General features: G+C 42.6%; 19 protein-coding genes. 12 read left to right on the top strand and 7 right to left on the bottom strand.

Annotated features, from left to right (window positions below; all coding sequences use genetic code 11):
• Positions 1 to 102 precede the first annotated feature (102 nt).
• Positions 103 to 504 carry a hypothetical protein gene (locus AAEU28_RS08375; RefSeq protein ID WP_421963702.1) on the top strand — a complete coding sequence of 134 codons (402 nt, stop codon included), beginning with the start codon at positions 103 to 105 and terminating at the stop codon, positions 502 to 504.
• A 73-nt stretch (positions 505 to 577) separates the two neighbouring features.
• Here the strand turns inward: AAEU28_RS08375 and AAEU28_RS08370 are convergent, their stop codons facing one another.
• Positions 578 to 1,078: a lactoylglutathione lyase family protein gene (locus AAEU28_RS08370; protein WP_421963701.1), complete on the bottom strand. Its 501-nt coding sequence runs from the start codon at positions 1,076 to 1,078 to the stop codon at positions 578 to 580.
• Positions 1,079 to 1,170: 92 nt separating this feature from the next.
• Between AAEU28_RS08370 and AAEU28_RS08365 the strand changes: the two genes are divergently transcribed.
• The 3 genes from AAEU28_RS08365 (at position 1,171) to AAEU28_RS08355 (ending at position 3,793) form a co-directional block, all read left to right on the top strand.
• Positions 1,171 to 2,046, top strand: coding sequence for a LysR family transcriptional regulator (locus AAEU28_RS08365; RefSeq protein WP_421963700.1), 876 nt, complete (start codon positions 1,171 to 1,173; stop codon positions 2,044 to 2,046).
• Between the two features lie 119 nt (positions 2,047 to 2,165).
• Complete coding sequence (locus AAEU28_RS08360) at positions 2,166 to 2,888, top strand: tellurite resistance TerB family protein (protein WP_421963699.1); 723 nt, start codon at positions 2,166 to 2,168, stop codon at positions 2,886 to 2,888.
• 164 nt (positions 2,889 to 3,052) lie between these two features.
• Positions 3,053 to 3,793, top strand: a complete 741-nt coding sequence (locus AAEU28_RS08355) for a spondin domain-containing protein (protein ID WP_421963698.1) — start codon at positions 3,053 to 3,055, stop codon at positions 3,791 to 3,793.
• Between the two features lie 66 nt (positions 3,794 to 3,859).
• Here AAEU28_RS08355 and AAEU28_RS08350 read toward each other — a convergent pair whose 3' ends face one another.
• Entirely contained in the window at positions 3,860 to 4,789 is a 930-nt protein-coding gene (locus AAEU28_RS08350) for a LysR family transcriptional regulator (RefSeq protein WP_421963697.1), read from the bottom strand.
• Between the two features lie 128 nt (positions 4,790 to 4,917).
• Here AAEU28_RS08350 and chrA point away from each other — a divergent pair, with 128 nt between their 5' ends.
• A complete protein-coding gene (gene chrA, locus AAEU28_RS08345) occupies positions 4,918 to 6,072 on the top strand; it encodes a chromate efflux transporter (RefSeq protein ID WP_421963696.1) in 1,155 nt (384 codons plus the stop codon).
• Between the two features lie 45 nt (positions 6,073 to 6,117).
• Here the strand turns inward: chrA and AAEU28_RS08340 are convergent, their stop codons facing one another.
• On the bottom strand, positions 6,118 to 7,734 hold the full coding sequence (locus AAEU28_RS08340; RefSeq protein ID WP_421963695.1) for an RNA polymerase sigma factor: 1,617 nt from the start codon (positions 7,732 to 7,734) through the stop codon (positions 6,118 to 6,120).
• Between the two features lie 224 nt (positions 7,735 to 7,958).
• On the opposite strand from AAEU28_RS08340, the gene AAEU28_RS08335 reads away from it, so the two are divergent.
• The 4 genes from AAEU28_RS08335 (at position 7,959) to AAEU28_RS08320 (ending at position 11,720) form a co-directional block, all read left to right on the top strand.
• Positions 7,959 to 8,543 carry a CIA30 family protein gene (locus AAEU28_RS08335; RefSeq protein WP_421963694.1) on the top strand — a complete coding sequence of 195 codons (585 nt, stop codon included), beginning with the start codon at positions 7,959 to 7,961 and terminating at the stop codon, positions 8,541 to 8,543.
• A gap of 259 nt (positions 8,544 to 8,802) precedes the next feature.
• Positions 8,803 to 10,017, top strand: coding sequence for an acyltransferase family protein (locus AAEU28_RS08330; RefSeq protein WP_421963693.1), 1,215 nt, complete (start codon positions 8,803 to 8,805; stop codon positions 10,015 to 10,017).
• A 56-nt stretch (positions 10,018 to 10,073) separates the two neighbouring features.
• Positions 10,074 to 10,265, top strand: a complete 192-nt coding sequence (locus tag AAEU28_RS08325) for a hypothetical protein (protein ID WP_421963692.1) — start codon at positions 10,074 to 10,076, stop codon at positions 10,263 to 10,265.
• A 135-nt stretch (positions 10,266 to 10,400) separates the two neighbouring features.
• Entirely contained in the window at positions 10,401 to 11,720 is a 1,320-nt protein-coding gene (locus AAEU28_RS08320; protein ID WP_421963691.1) for a serine hydrolase domain-containing protein, read from the top strand.
• Positions 11,721 to 11,827: 107 nt separating this feature from the next.
• Here the strand turns inward: AAEU28_RS08320 and AAEU28_RS08315 are convergent, their stop codons facing one another.
• Positions 11,828 to 12,076, bottom strand: a complete 249-nt coding sequence (locus AAEU28_RS08315) for a DUF3297 family protein (protein ID WP_058028947.1) — start codon at positions 12,074 to 12,076, stop codon at positions 11,828 to 11,830.
• 92 nt (positions 12,077 to 12,168) lie between these two features.
• Here AAEU28_RS08315 and AAEU28_RS08310 point away from each other — a divergent pair, with 92 nt between their 5' ends.
• Positions 12,169 to 13,026, top strand: a complete 858-nt coding sequence (locus AAEU28_RS08310) for a bile acid:sodium symporter family protein (RefSeq protein ID WP_421963690.1) — start codon at positions 12,169 to 12,171, stop codon at positions 13,024 to 13,026.
• A gap of 47 nt (positions 13,027 to 13,073) precedes the next feature.
• Here the strand turns inward: AAEU28_RS08310 and AAEU28_RS08305 are convergent, their stop codons facing one another.
• Both AAEU28_RS08305 and AAEU28_RS08300 read right to left on the bottom strand, forming a co-directional pair.
• Complete coding sequence (locus tag AAEU28_RS08305) at positions 13,074 to 14,393, bottom strand: MDR family MFS transporter (RefSeq protein WP_421963689.1); 1,320 nt, start codon at positions 14,391 to 14,393, stop codon at positions 13,074 to 13,076.
• 165 nt (positions 14,394 to 14,558) lie between these two features.
• Positions 14,559 to 15,041, bottom strand: coding sequence for an MgtC/SapB family protein (locus AAEU28_RS08300; protein WP_404395276.1), 483 nt, complete (start codon positions 15,039 to 15,041; stop codon positions 14,559 to 14,561).
• Positions 15,042 to 15,320: 279 nt separating this feature from the next.
• On the opposite strand from AAEU28_RS08300, the gene AAEU28_RS08295 reads away from it, so the two are divergent.
• Positions 15,321 to 16,649 (top strand): hemolysin family protein, encoded by a 1,329-nt coding sequence (locus tag AAEU28_RS08295; protein ID WP_421963688.1) that lies wholly within the window; start codon positions 15,321 to 15,323, stop codon positions 16,647 to 16,649.
• A gap of 69 nt (positions 16,650 to 16,718) precedes the next feature.
• Here AAEU28_RS08295 and nth read toward each other — a convergent pair whose 3' ends face one another.
• A complete protein-coding gene (nth, locus tag AAEU28_RS08290; protein WP_421963687.1) occupies positions 16,719 to 17,390 on the bottom strand; it encodes an endonuclease III in 672 nt (223 codons plus the stop codon).
• 160 nt (positions 17,391 to 17,550) lie between these two features.
• On the opposite strand from nth, the gene AAEU28_RS08285 reads away from it, so the two are divergent.
• Entirely contained in the window at positions 17,551 to 18,390 is an 840-nt protein-coding gene (locus AAEU28_RS08285) for an AAA family ATPase (RefSeq protein WP_390448986.1), read from the top strand.

Below are 18,390 nucleotides of genomic sequence, written 5' to 3'. Positions count from 1 at the left end.
CTTCATCGTGCAAAATTCATATAACTAAAAAGAATTAATTAGACACAAAAGAAATATGATACATTATCACTCTTTTTTGATTAAGATTATAAACAGAGTGTTATGAATCAACTCACATTAGAAAACATCATCGCCAAACGTCATTGGCTGGGATTATTTGCCATTGCGGTCAGTATCATTGCTTGGACGGTAGAATTAATGGGCGCCGTATATATTTGCCCATATTGCCGAACACAACGCACTGTTATCGGTTTACTTGGTATTATTATGATTTTGCCATTTGTGCATCATTTTCTGACGAAATATTTGGCGTTAGCATTGGGATTCTTTGGTGCAGTAGTGGCTGCAAATCAACATTTTATGGGCTGGAAGAAAATTTCAGCAGGTAAATTCTCTTTCAATGAGAACATTTTTATCGACCCATTCTTACTCTCAGGTGGCGCGCTATTTTTCATCATTGGTTTGACTACACTTATTTTGCATACTCAAAAGCCAAGTAGCTAGCTATTTGCATTCCACCATCTAGATATTAGGCTTCTCATACTCTGAGAAGCCCTTCACCATTTAGCTTGCGAACTTAATAAGCACCTGCACTATAAATTAGTTCATAGCTATGGCTATAAATTTCTAATATGTTGCCAAACGGGTCTTCCATATAAATCATGCGATAAGGCTTTTCACCCGGATAATAGAAACGCGGTTTTTCCATACGCTTTTTACCACCTGCAGCCACGATTTTTTCAGCTAGCTCTTCAACGTTAGGATCTTGCACGCAGAAGTGGAAAATCCCAGTCTTCCAATACTCAAAATTATCTTCTGGGTTCTGTTGGTTTTTGAACTCAAAAAGCTCCACACCAATGCGATCACCTGTAGACAAATGCGCAATGCGAAAACGCTCCCATCCAGCACCAAATACGTCAGTACACATTTCACCAATGGCACTGTCATCTTCTGTGATTTCGGTTGGTTCCATAATCAAATACCAACCTAACACCTCAGTGTAAAACTTAACGGCTTGCTCCAGATCTGGAACAGAAATACCAATATGTGAAAAGGTTCTTGGGTAAACTACGCTCATAATGTTCTCCTGTAAAGTACAGGAAATAGTCTACGCAATCGGCTATCATTATTTGAAATTATAAATTCTTATATTTTTAAGTAGCTCTACTAATGATAAATCCAGTCTTCTTGCGTACCTTTTGCACACTCGTCGAAACCAAGCATTTCACTAAAACCGCTGAACAACTGTTTATTACTCAATCGGCAGTCAGCCAGCATCTCAAAAAGCTCGAAGACCTGTTGGGCGAACCGCTTATTCAAAAAACAGAGAAAGGGTTTGTGCTTACGCCAACCGGTGATCAAACCTATCAAGAAGCAAAAAAAGTCGTTGCCACCTTACAAGGCTTCAAAGAAAAAGTAACCACAGACTCTGAGCATGTTGGCGTGGTTAAGGTTATGTCACCAGGCAGCATAGGTTTGCGCCTATATCCACAACTATTAGCGCTGCAAATACAGTTTCCTGAACTTATCATTCACTATCAGTTTGCGCCAAATAGCAGCATTATTAAGGCATTACAACAAGGTGACATAGATATTGGCTTAGTCACAGAACACGCAAACTCAAGCCTACTAAACTTCGAAGAGATTGCTCAAGAGCCACTGCAATTAGTACTTCCCGCAGAGGTCGAAAATGCCACCTTTGATACTCTGAAACAGCTTGGTTTTATTAATCACCCTGACGGTCATCACCATGCCAATCAACTGCTCAAAGCGAACTTTGCTGAATTCACGCATATTAAAGACATAAAAGAGAGTGGTTTTTCAAACCAAATTGGCTTGATCTTAACCCCTGTGAGCTTAGGGCTTGGCTTTACTGTTCTGCCTCAAAGTGCAGTGGCGAGCTTTGCAGAACCTGAAAAAATTCATATTCATGAACTCGAACAGCCAAGTATGGAGCCCGTTTACCTCGTCACGCAAAATATAAAGCGCATCGCCAAGCGGTTATTATTTATGCACAACAAAATTAAAGCTTTACTGCAAAACTGACGTGCTTTGTAACAAATATGGGCTTTTAATTTTAGATTGCTTCTCTTAATCTGGGTACAGATATACTCAAACTACATCAACCTTAGAGGTAGTTTTGGTAACAGTGAAGGAGACAAAGTATGAAAGACTTGCAAAAACTCGTTGGTAGCCTTAACAAATCAGGTGCCCTAAGTGGCTTTTTAGGAGGCGTCGCCGGCGGCGGATTAACCAGTTTAGTCAGCGGTAAGAAAAGTAAAAAGACCGGGAAAAAAGCCGTTAAATATGGTGCACTTGCTGCTGTAGGCGGTCTTGCTTGGAAAGCCTATAAAGAATATTCAGAGCAAAATAAAGCTGCGCAACAGCAAGCCGATAGTCGCGCTTATGATAACGCCATGAATAAACGCAGTCACAACCAAGCGCACCAAGAGCATGCTCAGCAAGGTCGTACTTTTGACTTCACGCCAGCTTATATGCCGGAGCAAAGCTTTGAACAAGTGGTTGAGGATGAGTCAGGCTCTGGGCAACTAATTATTATGCGCGCTATGATAGCCGCCGCTTATGCTGATGGTCATATTGATGAAACTGAGCGCCAGAAAATCTTTGCGCAAGTTGAAACCATGGAGTTGACTGTTAACGAAAAAGCCATGTTATTTGACGAGTTAAGAAAACCTATGACACTCTCAGAGTTGGTGCAATCAGTACCTGATGCACAAACAGGCATTGAGGTTTATGCCGCGAGTGTCAGCGCCATTGATTTAAACCAGCCTATCTCAGGGCAATACCTTGAGGCGCTAGCCAATCAACTTTGCCTGCCTAGAGAGCTGGTGCAGTCAATTCACCATCAACTTACCGTACAAGTCTAAGTAACCAAAGCTCAGGTTAAACCTATTTGTGTCAGTGATACTTCCCACACTGACACACGATTCTCCCCATCCCAAAAGCCCTGTATAAACTTCAAACAAATTTTGAAATAAATATTTGCAGTTCAAGGTCTATTAAAAAACAAGACATGAACCTATGTGTAACTATGAACAAACTCATTCAACTTTCGACTGTTTTAAGCTTTACCCTTTTAACTGCGTGTGGAGGTAGTTCAAGTTCTAATTCAACACCTGAAACAACAACGCCAACGACAACACCACCATCAAGCACAGCTCCAGCTGATACAGTGACTTACGAGCTCACTTTTACGCAAGAGTGGACAGAGGCTAACTTTGCCACCAACTATCCAAGTGGCACTCACTTCTCTCCTCTTGTAGGACTTACCCATAATTCAGAAGGGGGGATCTTCAAGCGTGATGAGGTGGCGTCGCCAGGTATTGTTTTAATGGCTGAAACGGGTGGCAAAAGTACGTTGAAAAATGAAATCAGTGACATACAAAATGCAGGTCATTCTAATTATTTAATTGATGAGTCAGGGATCTCAAATGGCAGCCAAAGTGTGATGTTCACTTTTGAAGCCAGCCAAGACTTCCCGCTTTTAAGTGTGGTTTCGATGATAGCACCGAGCCCTGATTGGTTTGTGGCCATTAACAGCTTATCTTTATTTAATGACAATACATGGATTGAGAGCCAAACCATTGAATTAAGAGTCTATGATGCGGGCAGTGATAGCGGTCTGCGCTTTAGCTCTGGCAACCTAGCTACAGATCCTGCCGAGCCAATTACTTTACTTTCAAGCGAGCGTGACGACACAGATTTTGCTGAAGGTATACATTATCAAACTGGTAAGCATATTGGTTACATCGAAATTAAGTTAATACAGTAACCCTTGCTGAGAGCTTTTTTGCTTTTCCCTTGTTGGCGGCTTAAACTTTATATTTAAGCTGTTTTTTTATACCAATACCTTGTTTAAAACACTACGTAACCAACGGCTTTTGTCATCTTGAGTTTTCACCTCAGGCCAGATCATCGCAATATCAAAATCAGTAACTGCTATCGGCGGCTCCAACATAGACAACCCTGCTTGCTCGGTGGCCAAAACTGCCATTTTCCTCGGCACAATCGCTATCAAGGCACGCCCTTTAAGCAAAGTTTGAACGGTTAAGAAGTTGCGACTTGCCACAGTAACTTGCCGTGATAAACCATGCTCTGACAAAGTTTTATCAATTTGAGTTGTTAGCTTGCCATCTGGGCTGACTAAAGCATGTTCTACTTTTGCAAATGACTGCAAACTTAATTGACCACAGGCTGAGAAAATCGATGAATCTAAAGCCGATAAATCAGTCAAGCACACATGCTGTTCAGTGTATAAATGCTGACTGCTAAAGCCATCAGCCAAAAGCGGCATACTACCGATAATGATGTCGAGCTTTTCTTGCTCAGAGATTTGCTCATAGTTACTGCGATTCACATTTATCAAGCTGATCTGAGCATGGGGAGCTTGCGCTCGAATGGCATCATAAATCGCTGGCGCAAATATTAGTTCGGCGTAATCGGTTAACCCAATCCGACACACACCTTGATAATGACTGGGAGAAAAAGGCTCACTTTGCAAAATCTGCCCAGAAACTGTGTCGAGCAACACGCTGATTTTAGGGGCTATTTGATGAGCTCGCTCGGTTGGGCACATTTGGTGCCCTTTTCTTTCGAATAATGCATCACCTAAAAGCTGCCTTAATCGAGCAAGACTATGACTCATTGCCGATTGGCTCACACAGGCATGCTCTGCGGCAATACTGACGCTACGATGGCGGTACAGATACGAAAATGCCACCAGCAGATTTAGATCAATATGTCGCCACTGCAATTCTTCTTTACCCATTTATTTCTCTTGCTCATCAAATCCCAAATTATTCATAGTTAGCATAAATACTATTAATTTGAATCATGCTAAGTGAATTTTTACACTATGGGCATACTTATAACAACCTCGTATTTTGCGTCTTGCGTATGCTTTCTATTTTTAAAACTTTTTTCTGGCTTGGCTGGATAAGCTTTGGCGGGCCAGCCGCTCACATCGGCTACTTTCGAAAAACCTTTGTCGAGAAGATGAAGTGGCTTGATGATAATGAATATGCACAAATCGTTGCACTCAGTCAGTTTTTACCGGGCCCGGGCTCTAGCCAAGTCGGCTTTGCACTGGGTTATAAACGAGGTGGGCTGTTAGGGGCGTGTGCGGCATTTTTAGGCTTTACCCTGCCATCTATTCTGATCATGATAGGTTTAGCCCTACTTTCAAGCCAAGTCATGGATACCAGTGCTTTTCAAAATGTGGTGCATGGCTTGAAGCTACTGGCCGTGGTGGTGGTTGCCGATGCTGCTTGGGGTATGTATAAAAACTTCTGTAAGAACACGCTATCGGTAAGCTTGTGCTTGCTCACGGCAATCGCGCTATTGGTCATGCCAAGTATCATGATGCAAATCGCCGTATTAATTTTTGCAGCTATAGTCGGCACACTGTTTTTACAATCAGAAAAAAGCCACTCAAATGGCTCAAATTCAAGCCCTTTCAAGCCGAGTCTCGTCCCGCTGATTTTATTTATCGGCTTATTACTAGGGTTACCATTTGCAGCGCACCTTGCGCCAGAATTAGGCTTGTTTAATGACTTTTATCAGGCGGGCAGCTTGGTATTTGGTGGTGGCCATGTGGTGCTACCGCTACTGCAAAATATCGTCGGAGATCAGCTCAGCCAAGATGCATTTTTAACGGGCTACGCAGCCGCACAAGCGGTGCCAGGGCCTATGTTCACCTTCGCGACTTACATTGGCTATGAGCTACTACCAGGCAACCCTATTGCAGGCGCGATCATTGCCACAGCCGCAGTGTTTCTTCCGGGCTTTTTATTATTATTAGCGGTATTAAAGAACTGGCAACAGCTGGCGCAAAAGCCAAAGGTTGCGGGCGCTTTAACCGGTGTTAACGCTGCTGTCGTAGGTCTACTTGCTGCGGCGCTATATCAACCTGTCTTTATTAGTGCAGTACTACAGCCGCTTGATATTGCCTTGGTGTTAGTGGGTTTTTACTTAATGAAACAGCTAAAACTGCCCATTATCTGGATGGTTGTTTTCTTTATGTTGGCAGGCTTTGCCACTGGCCTTATTTGAGAAAAAGCTGAGAAATAACGAGTTTTAACTTAGAAAACGCGCTGATCATTTCAGCGCGTTTTTTCTCATTCTGCTTCTAACTTTATTCGAATGCCACGCCGCTGGCACAATCACAAATACCGCAATGAGTCCAAGCAGCCAAGCATAATGCTGGTTGATAAAAGATAAGTTCGTCAATTGCGCGGCGAGTTCGTTATTTGCTTGATCAGCATACGCAATTGCGCCAATTGCCCCGTTTACAGCAACTGCAAAGCCACCACTCACAGCACCTTCCCATGCCAATGAAGACAAAGACGAAAATGCCTGATAGCCAATGGCTGAAGCGCCAAATGCCAACCCACCTATGGCCACCGTGCCTGCGGCCAATAATCCAATACCTACTGCCCCTACACTTAAAATGCCAAATGAAATTATACCCACACTAATAGGCGCGACGGCAATCCCACCCCATGCAAACAGCAACCCATACGCTTTACTGCCACCAGCTATCCAACCAACGGCGGGGTTATCTGTTTTTTCTGGCATGGCAAATTGCATATGGATCAGTGGCACACCGAATAAACGAATAGGACTGATGTACTCCCTTTGTTTGGCATTGGGTTTATCTTGCTCTGCACTAAAGGCTTCAGGGTTAAAAAGCCGCTCTTGCGCCCTTAATTGCTTCATAGCATTAAATGCGTGTTTTACTAACCAGATATAAGCAGCAACAAACATAAATACGCTAAGGTGCGCGACTAAGGTAATTTCATCGACATAATTTTGCTGTGCATAAGCAAGTGGTTTGAGTAATAACAAAACCCCTACAAACAGCGCGGCAACGAACATAAATAAGAACACGCTTTTTTTCACTAAGCTTTTTTCTCGTTCAGTGCGAGATTGTTCAAGACTGGCTCTCAAACCAAAATACGCACTTACAAACCCAGATGCTGAGCCTAGCACGGCCATGATGCTGGCAAAGTTAAACCCTGTGCCTGCTTTAAAAGCACCTAAACCTGCTGCCGCTTTAGCCGGTGGTGCAATGTCGCTGATTGCAGACATGACCGCAGAAGTAAAGGCCAGACCAGGCTTTGAATGTTTAAGCGATACTTCAACCAGAGCAGTTACCGCCTCTTTCATCATCTTCCGACCTCGCGACAAGCGCTGCTTTACGGTGTCGAGGGATAAATCCAGTTCACTGGCGACACGCTCAACAGATTGCTGCTCTCGGTAAAATAAAATCAGCGGTGCACGGTAGGTATCATCGAGCTGTTCAAGCACTTGCCACATTAAGGCTTGTTGCTGTGCTGAAATTGCATTGGCTTCTAGTTCAGCGTTTTCAGCACCAATATGCTCTGCGTTTTCTAGCTGTTCAGCGTGTTTTTCTGCACTTGAAGCCTGCTTACGATAATGGTGACTTATCTTAAATTTAAGAATGCCACACAGCCAAGCCTTGAGTTTATTTGGGTCGTGTAAAGTATCGAGCTTTCTCCACGCCTCAACAAATGCATCTTGCGCTAAGTCTTCACTGTATTTGATATCGCCCACGGCAGAATAAGCCAATGAACAAAGTAGTGTTTGGTAGCGCTCTACTATTTCGCAAAAAGCGTTTTTATTGCCGCCAAGCGCGCGCATCACCAAAGCTGCATCATCAAGTGTTTTATGTTTTTTTGCTGTATTGAACATACCTCAAGCCTGTTTTTATCTCTTCGTTTTATACCCAAACTACCTACTAGTTTTAGGCGCTTTAGGTATAAGTGCCAGCCCTGCCAAAAAGGTGACAACAAAAATTAAAAAATTTTTTGTGATTTATTTTGTCACCTTTTTAAACCGCCCGGCACTTATTGATTAAACCAAGCAAAAACGCCGCAGGCTTTTTGCAGTCGATAATCAACATAGAGCACACTAACATGACATTTAAACACTTTATAGAAGTCGTAAAACTTACCCTGCTAATTAGCTTTTCACATGCCACTTGGGCGGAAGAGTCGCAAACACTGGTCGATGATTTTAATTCGCCCTCACACAACAATATGGGCTTTGAAAGACTATTTATTGACGACACCAGCGCCGGCGGTAAAACCAAAACCCAGATTAGCGTCAACAATGGCCTACTTTCAGCAAAGGGCGATATTGTGCCGCCTCGAGGTCAACCGGGCTGGGCAAGCTCGGTACTGCCACTGAACGAATTTGGCAAACAGCTCGATGCCAGCCAATATCAGGGCATAGTTTTAAAAGTTAAAATCAACCAAGGCATGTTATCTGTGTCGGCCAATAGCAGTGCGATTGATAACTACGACTATCATGCACTTCCAGTCATGATCAAAGCGGATGGACAATTCCATACCGTCAAATTGCCTTTCAAAGACATGAAACGCGCATGGTCGGCTCAAACACCACTAGACCCTAAAACCCTCAATAGCTTAAGCATTGTTGCGTTTAGCCTGCAACAAGCCAAATTCGATTATCAAATTGATGAAATTGGCTTTTATTAACCTGAGTTTTGGTTAATAAATTTACTAACATATTGATATTGAAGAAATAAGTAATTTTTAACGTCTGCAGCCGGAGACTTTTAGCGATAACCAGGCGAATTTACGCGTCAATAGCTGGCCTATTGCAAGTAAATTCAACGCAGTTAGTGTTGAAAGTAGCCGCTGGAGATAGATTTATTATTCATATCTCAGGTTTCTCAGTTCCGAACTTAGCAAGGCCTGAATACAGGCCTCTCCCTTCACTTTGAGAGACATAACAATGACGATCACAACCCGATTGCACTATTTAGACGCAGTGCGCGCCTATGCTTTATTACTGGGCGTTGTCTATCATGCCAGCCTATCGTTTTTACCTATCTTCATCGGCTGGGCGGTGATGGATATCTCAACCAGTGACTGGGTGTCGGTGTTTGTGTTCATTAGCCACGCATTTCGCCTAGAGGTTTTCTTTTTAATTGCCGGCTTTTTCTCTTGTATGACGCTACAAAAAGTCGGTATAACGCGGTTTTTAACATCGCGATTTACACGGATTGTGCTGCCGTTTTTACTAGGCTGGATATTGCTTAGGCCACTGCTGGTGTCAGGCTGGATAATAGGTGCCGAAAGTATGCAAGGTGAAGCGAATATAATCGCGGCTGTAGTGACAAGCTTTAGCGATTTTAAAGGCTTATCGATGAGCTTATTTGTCGGCACCCATTTGTGGTTTTTGTACTACCTCACTTTGGCCACTTTACTGACGTTATTACTCTACTTGCTCCATACCAAGTTTTCTCAATTAGCACCTAAGTTTACTAGAAGAATACGCTTAATTCTTGTGCATAAACTTACCAGCAAAGGCTTATATTTTCTTGTTATTCCTCTGTCTGCTTGTTGCCTTTGGTATATGCAGCACTGGGGGGTCGATACCCCAGATAAAAGCCTAACACCACAATGGCCAGTGCTATGTTTATATAGCGGTTTCTTTTTATTTGGCTGGGTATTATTCAATCACCAGAAAACACTTGCAGATTTTACTAAGCTGAGCGCTTTTAAAGTAGGTGTTTGGTTGTGCAGCTGTATCGCTGCAGTTATGCTCTCTCGTTATCAAATGCAATATATGCACGAGTACTATCTTCAAATTAAAGTCGCCTTTGTAATCAGTTATGCTGTCATGATGTGGACCTCTTGCATGCTGTTTATTGGTTTATTCAAAAAGCTGGCAAACAAACCAAATGCGTTCACACAAAAACTTGCAAACACCTCTTATGGGCTTTACTTAGTACATTTGCCTCTGGTTGTTTGGCTACAAGTGGCTGTGGCAGAGCTCAACTGGCCAATATTGCTAAAAATAACTGTGATTAGCCTGTGTAGCATTATTATTGGTTTTGCTTTGATAAAGCTCTTCAGAAGATTTTATCACCAACTAAAAAGCGTAGCCCTAAACAAAAAGCGGCTAACCAATATAGAAATCGAACAAATTTCACCCAACAAGTAATCCATCACATTGTTTAAATCGTAACCTAATTTATACCGAAAAGATGAGAGGTGGTTATGCAAGCAAATGAATTAAAACGTGGTGAATGGGTTGAATATAATAACCATCCTGTAGAAGTGGTTGCCATTGATGCTCAGAAACAACAAGCTACTGTATGGGATGAGCAAACCTCAACACACCAAACACTGAGTATTTCAGAATTGAATGCCGACCCACAGTGTCACTGCGACTCACACCTATATTACTAGAATATGTGTATCAATAGTTCCCCCACCTGTCAGTAAGGTGATGGATGAGCCTCACTGACTTTCAATCTATGTTTTTATTGACTTTTTCTGCGTAAAACTCAAAGGTAAAGGTAATTAACTTAAAGGAGTATTTTTATGCGCTTCAGTACTGCGCTGTTGGCTTTTTCAATAATGCTGGGCTCGACATCATCACTTGCATCGAACTCAGTAAAGAATAACTTAACAGACGCTCAATCTGATCCCAACACATTGCAATTAATGGTTGGGTTTCCACCACCGGTAGATAAACGCGTCACTCTGCCTGACTCTAATTTTTTCAGTTTTCCTAAATTACGCTGGTCGGTTTGTCATATGCGTGAATTGCTACCGACCGCCAGCATAGAACGTAACCCTTACGCCTACACGCCGCTAAATTACGCCTTATTACCGGGCATTGATGAACTAACATTTAAGCCTAGCAACAGTAATAAGCTGATGACTTGGCAACAAAGTTTGGCAGCCAATTACACTGATGGCATGCTCATTTTGCACAAAGGTAAAGTTGTATATGAGCGCTATAGGGGCTGCTTAGATGAGCACACCAAACACGCTGCCATGTCGATGACCAAATCTTTAACCGGCCTAGTCGCTGAAATTCTTATCGCTCAAGGCAAACTAAACGATAAAACACTCGTCAAAAACATTATTCCAGAGCTAACAAATTCTGCTTTTGGTGATGCCACAGTAAGACAAGTCATGGATATGACCACAGCCCTCAAATATAGCGAGCATTATGCTGATCCTAACGCCGATATTTGGCAGTACAGTTATGCGGCAAACCCACTACCTAAACCCAAAGAGTACACTGGGCCTGTCGGTTATTTTGAGTATTTACAAACTGTTCAAAAGCAAGGTCAGCATGGTGCAGCTTTTGGCTATAAAACTGTCAACTCAGACGTGCTAGGTTGGATTGTCTCTAGAGTGACGAACAAAAAATTCGACGAGTTAGCCAGCGAGCTGGTGTGGTCAAAAATTGGCGCAGAGCACAGTGCCGACATTACAGTTGATGGCTTAGGCACGCCTTTCGCAGGTGGTGGGTTGAGTGCAACCTTAAGAGATTTAGCTCGCCTAGGACTTGCCGTTGCAAATCAAGGTGCGATTGACGGTGTACAAGTTATTCCTGCAAAAGCGATAGCGAGTATTCAATCAGGTGGTGATAAAAACGCTTTTTCAAAAGCAGGCTTTAGCTCAATGCCAAACGGTAGTTATCGCAGTATGTGGTGGCATTTTCACAATGTAAATGGCGCATTCGCAGCACGTGGTGTGCATGGGCAAACAATTTATATAGACCCCATTGCTGAGATGGTAATAGTGCGATTAGCCTCACACCCTATTGCTGCAAATGGCGTGATTGACCCAACCTCGTTACCTGCCTATCAAGCAGTGGCTGACTTTTTAATGCAGCAGTCTAAATAAAAATGAAATTTAATGTGTAGAGGGAGTTTGAAGGTGTTTTGGCAAAGGCAGTTATAAAATAACTTTATAATTGAAAGGAGTAAGCAGACGCTTACTCCTCCCAGTAATTAGCGGAAGAATACTTCAACTTCACCTTTTGATTTGATCAGCATTGGCTGACCGAAACGGTCTAACGCCTTAGGTGCAGCTGTTTTGATCCAGCCTTCGCTGATGCAATATTCTTCAACGTCGTTACGCTCTTTACCTTTAAAACGCACACCAATATCGTGCTGTAAAATCTCTTCATTGTAGAACTTGCTACGAGGATTAATTGAAAGGTGATCTGGAATTGCTGGTAAATCTGTCTTATCAGTCATAATCTTTTCTTAAATACAGTGTAAAAACTGGGCGTATTGTAGGTAATAGTATGCAATGGCTCAATAAAAACTAAACTGAATAAGGAAATAAAATGCCTACAATGCTAACCAGCATAGGTTTACCTGTCGCGCTGATCTTAATTATGATTGGTGTCGGCATGAGTTTGACCCTAGATGACTTTACTCGGGTTTTCAAACAGCCTAAGAGTTTCTTAATTGGCGCTGGCTGCCAAATGTTATTGCTACCATTGGTCGCGATTGCCATTATCGCTTTAACCGGCTTATCGGGCGAATTAGCCATTGGCTTATTTATTTTATCTTTATGTCCTGGTGGCACAACATCAAACCTATACAGCTATTTGGCAAAAGGTGACGTTGGTTTATCCGTTTCGCTTACGGCAGTCATTGGTTTTATCACCCCATTTACTATCCCTTTTTTGGCCACTTGGGCAATCGCATTTTATGGTGAGCAAGCTCAAAATTTTCAATTACCCATAGTAAGCACTTGGTTCAAACTTCTGGCAGTGACTGTATTCCCCGTTTTAATAGGTATGGGGATACGCGCGAAATGGCCTGCTTTTGCAAACTGTGCGCAAAAGTACGTAAGTTGGTTTTCTGTGGCCATACTGACTCTGGTTATTTTAAACATTTGCATCAAGTTAGGAGGTCAACTTATTGAGTTTATTCTTCTTGCAGGACCTGCGGCTGTTTTACTCAATATCGTCACTATGTTGTTAGGTTATTTGATTGGTCAAAAGCTATTACATAACGATGCTCAGTCGCGCACCATCACCCTTGAGGTTGGGCTGCAAAACGGCACCCTCACATTGCTGATCACCAGTACCATTTTAGAAAGTACGACAATGTCGATTGCACCGAGTATTTATAGCTTATTTATGTTTATCTCTGCAGGTTTGTTTACTTACCTTGTCACCAATAAGACAAGCTAATTTATTGGAAACGCACAATGAGCTACTGCACATTGTGCGTATAAACACTAAGAATGTACTTCGCTTTTCGTAGGCTCTGCAAAGTCTGGTCGAGGTAACTTTTCTAGTACATAGTACAACCCCATCACCACAACACACATGGCTGAACACACCAAAAATAGCCAAAAGCCACCGAATAAATCGAGGATAATACCGCCGCCAAGAGGCGCGAACGCAAAGCCAAAATCGTAAAACGCGGACGCGCCAAAATAAGCCCCTCTTAGATTATCAGGCGCAATGCGGTCTATATGTACGTTCATGGTCGGGAATAAAATCGCCTCAGCTAAGCTCAGCACCACAACAGCACCTATCCAGCCCCAGAAGAAACTCGGTGCATTGATTGCCATAAAGACCTGCGAGCACATCAACAAAACCAAGCCTACTTGAATACGATGTACCAGTTCGACTTTAGCCATGATCCGCAATAACACAAACTGGCAAGTGATGATCACCATGGCATTGGTAAAAATCAGTGATGAAACTAGCTCAAGTAATTGCGGAACATTCTCGCGTGTTAGGTATTGCACTAATGAGCTGTCCATTTGTCCGTAGATAAACAAACAGATGACATTGGCTAATATCAAGCATTGAAGTAAGCGGTCTTTAGCTAAAATAGCCAAGGTTTGCTTCATGCCGATACTTTCTTTTAAAGGTTTATCATTCTCTAACTCTGCCGAACTCGTACTTTGACTCTCTGTATTTTGCTGTGACTTTTTATGATGAGACCTTTTATGATCAGACTTTTTATGATGAGAAAAGCCCCACACTAGCAGCCCTAGCAAAAATGCAAAGGCCACGGTTGTGATATAAAAACTCGACTGCTGGCCTGTTAAACCCAACCAAACACCCGCAATTGGCCCAACCGCACAACCCACATTCACGATAAAATACATGCTCTGCATCGCTAATTCGCGAGTTTTGCTATCGTCAATAATGTCGCCAATCAGCGCCGAAGCCAGTGGTCGCCAAAGCGCTGTAGCAATTGAACACAAGGTGATCACGATGGCAAACATAGTGACGGTATCGGCCTCAGCCAATAGAGAAAAAGACACGATATAAAGCACACCCGTGGCATACATCACCGTTTGTCGACCTAGCTTGTCAGAGAGTGTACTGCCAATAAAACTAACAAAGACCGCCACCACGGCCGCCGTCGATAGGATTAGCCCGACTTCAGTCGCGCTTAAGGCAAATTTATCGTACAGAATGACCGCCAAAAACGGCCACACCATAAAGAAGCTCCCCCGAGTAATAAAGGAGCCAAAAAGTAATATCCACATCAGCAAAGGGAAATCCTTCACCCGTGAGAAAGAGAGTTCACTGCTCATAATTAATTGTTCGCAAATAATAGTTAGCTTGACGCTGAAATTAATAAAAATGGAAGTGGGTGTTGGGGTGCCCTGAATTTTCATCATGACGCCTATTTATTCGGCTGTCACGATGAAAATTGGCTTTGAATTATGTTGTTACAAATTAAGAGAGTTTGATTATGATCAGCGCTGTTTGTTTTTCCAGTTATTAAATCTACTGTGTACACCCCGTGTCAGTGATGCCGAGTAATCTTCAAGCACATCAACACCATATAAAATACCAACTACCAATATCGAAAGCTTAATTGCAGCGAGTTCTCCCGCCACACTGATAGCGACACCAATCCCTGCAAGCACCCAAATCGTCGCTGCTGAAGTCACACCGACGACGATGCCATCTTTGGCAAGCATTACACCTGCACCTAAAAAGCCCACGCCCGTCACGACTTGGCCTATGATCCGCGATGTATCGGTTACATCATTATTCAGTGAGTTCGACGCAGCGATAAACAAGTAAGTACCAAGCACGATTAAAGAAGAGGTACGAATACCAACGGGTTTGCCTCGTAACTGACGCTCTAAACCGACAATAAAGCCACATAAAATAGCGGTGCCTAATTCAGTCCAAGTAAAAGGGTCAATCGAGAATAACTCGGCAAGTGTGATGTTCAATGCTGTAAAAATCCTAACAGAAATAAGTGTAAATTAACGCCGCTATGCTAGCCCAATTTTCACTCATCACCTACAAAAATAATGCCTACTAGTAAAATTTAAAAAAACAACTTTAAAAACAGCATAAAAACAAAGTAAACCACTGATTTTTAAAACATTAAAATAATTTCAAATAATCATTGCACAGGCCTTGTTTATCCTTAATAATTGCTCACTTTTTGTTTAAACCCGCTGTGATAAATTAAACTCGGGTACTTACTTTTTAGGAACTCAATGAGCGACCTACTCGCTATCAGCATCTTAATTTTCTTTGGTGCTTTATTTGCTATGTCTGAGATATCGATTGCTGCTGCGCGTAAAATAAAATTACGCGTCATGGTCGACGAAGGCAGCAAAAATGCCGAAACCGTATTGGCTTTACAAGAGCAACCGGGGCGATTCTTTGCGATGATCCAAATCGCACTGAATGCCATTGCTATTTTGGGCGGTATTATTGGTGAGCAAGCGCTGGCTCCCTACACATCAGAGTTAGTGTCAGTGTTTTATTCTGGGCCTTTACTTGGGCAGATAAGCTTTTTGCTGTCGTTTTTTATCATTACGTCACTGTTCATCTTATTTGCCGATTTATTACCAAAGCGTATTGCCATGATCATGCCCGAAGCGGTTGCCATTCGTGTAGTGAATTTAATGAATATGGTAACACTCGGCCTGACGCCATTCGTACTCATGTTTAATGGTTTGAGTAACCTAGTCTTACGTATTTTCAAACTCCCCACTGAGCGAGAAGAAATCGTCACCACCGAAGACATCGTGGCGGTCATGGAAGCAGGCGCACAAGATGGCACTTTGCAGCAGCAAGAATACCATCTCATTGGCAGCGTATTTGAACTAGACAGCCTCACATTGCCAAGTGTGATGACCACTCGCGAGGCAATTATTAGCTTTGATTTAAGCGACGATAATACAGTGATCAGTGCCGCAATTCAGGCTCATCCGCATAACCAGTTTTTAATTTGTGATGGTAGCTTAGACAAGCTCAAAGGCTATGTTGAATCGAAAGATATTTTGCGTCAGTTGCTCAATGGCGAGAGTGTTCAATTAAGCGAAGAAATCGTAAAAAAAGACATACTTTATTTGCCTGATACACTCACGCTTTCAGAGGCTTTGAACGCCTTTAAAAGTGCGAATCAAACGTTTGCCGTGGTGGTCAATGAGTATGCGTTAGTGGTTGGCCTTGTCACTATGAAAGATTTGATCAGCAGTTTTATGGGCGACTTAGTCAGCTATAACTATGAAGAGCAAATTATTCAAAGAGACGCTAATTCTTGGTTAGTTGCAGGTAATACACCCGTAATTGACGTGATAAAACAACTAAATATCAATCATTTCCCAGATATGGATCAGTACGAAACCATTGCAGGCTTTTTGATTTATGTGATGAAACGCATTCCAAAACGTACCGATAGCTTTATTCACGAAGGCTTTAAATTTGAGGCCATAGATGTTGAAGGAGTACGTGTCGAACAATTGCTGATCTCACGCCTAACCGAACGACCAACTCAAACAACGACGGAAGAGCCTCCAGTCAACACAGATAAATAACTTTTCAGCTTACTCCCAACAAAGCAACCTTGTTGGGAGTTCTTATCTTATGCCTTAAACATGAGGTTATTAAGGCTTTTTGATTTTCTTCGGGTGTTTGCGATTCGGGTAACAAGTGGTGCAAATTGGGCACACTAAACCATGACAACTTCTTGCTTGGCAATGCTCACGGGCATAGTAGATAATCTGCAAATGTAAGTCGTTCCAAGTTTCTTTAGGAAATAAACGCTTTAAGTCTTTTTCGGTTTGCTCAACGCTGCGACCATTCGTTAAACCCCAGCGCTGCGCTAAACGATGTATATGGGTGTCGACCGGAAACGACGGTACACCGAATGCTTGCGCCATCACCACCCCTGCGGTTTTATGACCCACGCCCGGTAGCGTTTCTAAAATAGCCATGTCTTCTGGCACCACACCGCCATGTTGCTCAACTAATATCTCAGAAAGACGCTTAATCGCTTTCGACTTTTGTGGAGATAAACCACAAGGGCGAATAATGGCTTGAATGTCTTCGACACTTTGTAGAGCCATATCGAACGGATTATCAGCTAACTCCCACAATGCAGGCGTTACTTGGTTTACACGTTCATCGGTACATTGCGCCGACAATAACACCGCCACCAGCAAGGTGTATGGGTCTTTATGATCTAAAGGAATTGGCGGATTTGGATAGCGCTTTTGCAGCTCAGACAAAATATAATCAACACGTTCTTGTTTTAATAAGTTTTTTACTTCCACCATTTGCTCTTTTTGTTGGCACAACGTGGGAGCATTATAAAAGCTCTGGCAGGTTCATCAAGCAAGAGCGCTGCTTAGGTTGCTTCCAATTGCTTCTCTTTTATCTATAAAATACTTATGGCAGACTTACAGGTCAGATCTCTTAGAAAAAATAGGCAACGTCGTGCAATTTACCGGTACTGAAAACTACATCGCATCTGACTCTCTTAAGCTTGCAGTGAATGCGGCAATCACACTAGAAAAACCATTATTAATCAAAGGTGAGCCAGGTACAGGTAAAACCATGCTTGCCGAAGAGTTGGCAAAAGCACTCGATACCGAGCTTATTCAGTGGCACATCAAATCAACTACCAAGGCACAGCAAGGCCTTTATGAGTACGACGCTGTATCACGTTTACGTGATAGCCAACTTGGCGACGATCGTGTTCACGACATCAGCAATTACATTGTCAAAGGTAAACTCTGGCAGGCGTTTACCGCCGAAAAACGCCCAATTCTCCTTATCGATGAAATAGACAAAGCGGATATAGAATTCCCCAATGACCTGCTTTTAGAACTCGATAAAATGGAATTCTATGTATATGAAACACAAGAAGTTGTTAAAGCTAAACAACGCCCGATTGTGATTATTACTTCGAACAATGAAAAAGAATTGCCTGATGCCTTCCTTCGCCGATGTTTCTTCCACTATATCAACTTCCCAACACCTGAAGAAATGGCCAGCATCATTGATGTGCACCACCCAAATATCAAACAAGAGTTGGTGCAAACGGCACTGGGCGTGTTCTTCAACTTACGCGAAGTAAATGGCTTACGTAAAAAGCCATCGACCAGTGAATTGATCGATTGGCTTAAATTATTACTAGCCGAAGACATCGATGCTAAGACACTTCACGATAAAACGCACAAAGGCGGGTTAATGCCATTATTTGGCGCGCTGCTTAAAAACGAGCAAGATGTCAGCCTGTTAGAAAAGTTAGCATTTATGGCCAAGCGCGGTTAA

The organism is Pseudoalteromonas sp. SS15 (assembly GCF_049257195.1).
Taxonomy (GTDB): Bacteria; Pseudomonadota; Gammaproteobacteria; order Enterobacterales; family Alteromonadaceae; genus Pseudoalteromonas.
This window is presented reverse-complemented; position numbering and strand designations above follow the sequence as displayed.

Coding starts and splice junctions, on each gene's coding strand:
- AAEU28_RS08315 (WP_058028947.1), bottom strand. CDS start 12,076: ATGACTGATAAGACAGATTTACCAGCAATTCCAGATCACCTTTCAATT.
- AAEU28_RS08375 (WP_421963702.1), top strand. CDS start 103: ATGAATCAACTCACATTAGAAAACATCATCGCCAAACGTCATTGGCTG.
- AAEU28_RS08325 (WP_421963692.1), top strand. CDS start 10,074: ATGCAAGCAAATGAATTAAAACGTGGTGAATGGGTTGAATATAATAAC.
- AAEU28_RS08310 (WP_421963690.1), top strand. CDS start 12,169: ATGCCTACAATGCTAACCAGCATAGGTTTACCTGTCGCGCTGATCTTA.
- AAEU28_RS08370 (WP_421963701.1), bottom strand. CDS start 1,078: ATGAGCGTAGTTTACCCAAGAACCTTTTCACATATTGGTATTTCTGTT.
- nth (WP_421963687.1), bottom strand. CDS start 17,390: ATGGTGGAAGTAAAAAACTTATTAAAACAAGAACGTGTTGATTATATT.
- AAEU28_RS08305 (WP_421963689.1), bottom strand. CDS start 14,393: ATGAGCAGTGAACTCTCTTTCTCACGGGTGAAGGATTTCCCTTTGCTG.
- AAEU28_RS08365 (WP_421963700.1), top strand. CDS start 1,171: ATGATAAATCCAGTCTTCTTGCGTACCTTTTGCACACTCGTCGAAACC.
- AAEU28_RS08295 (WP_421963688.1), top strand. CDS start 15,321: ATGAGCGACCTACTCGCTATCAGCATCTTAATTTTCTTTGGTGCTTTA.
- chrA (WP_421963696.1), top strand. CDS start 4,918: ATGCTTTCTATTTTTAAAACTTTTTTCTGGCTTGGCTGGATAAGCTTT.
- AAEU28_RS08335 (WP_421963694.1), top strand. CDS start 7,959: ATGACATTTAAACACTTTATAGAAGTCGTAAAACTTACCCTGCTAATT.
- AAEU28_RS08320 (WP_421963691.1), top strand. CDS start 10,401: ATGCGCTTCAGTACTGCGCTGTTGGCTTTTTCAATAATGCTGGGCTCG.
- AAEU28_RS08350 (WP_421963697.1), bottom strand. CDS start 4,789: ATGGGTAAAGAAGAATTGCAGTGGCGACATATTGATCTAAATCTGCTG.
- AAEU28_RS08340 (WP_421963695.1), bottom strand. CDS start 7,734: ATGTTCAATACAGCAAAAAAACATAAAACACTTGATGATGCAGCTTTG.
- AAEU28_RS08355 (WP_421963698.1), top strand. CDS start 3,053: ATGAACAAACTCATTCAACTTTCGACTGTTTTAAGCTTTACCCTTTTA.
- AAEU28_RS08360 (WP_421963699.1), top strand. CDS start 2,166: ATGAAAGACTTGCAAAAACTCGTTGGTAGCCTTAACAAATCAGGTGCC.
- AAEU28_RS08330 (WP_421963693.1), top strand. CDS start 8,803: ATGACGATCACAACCCGATTGCACTATTTAGACGCAGTGCGCGCCTAT.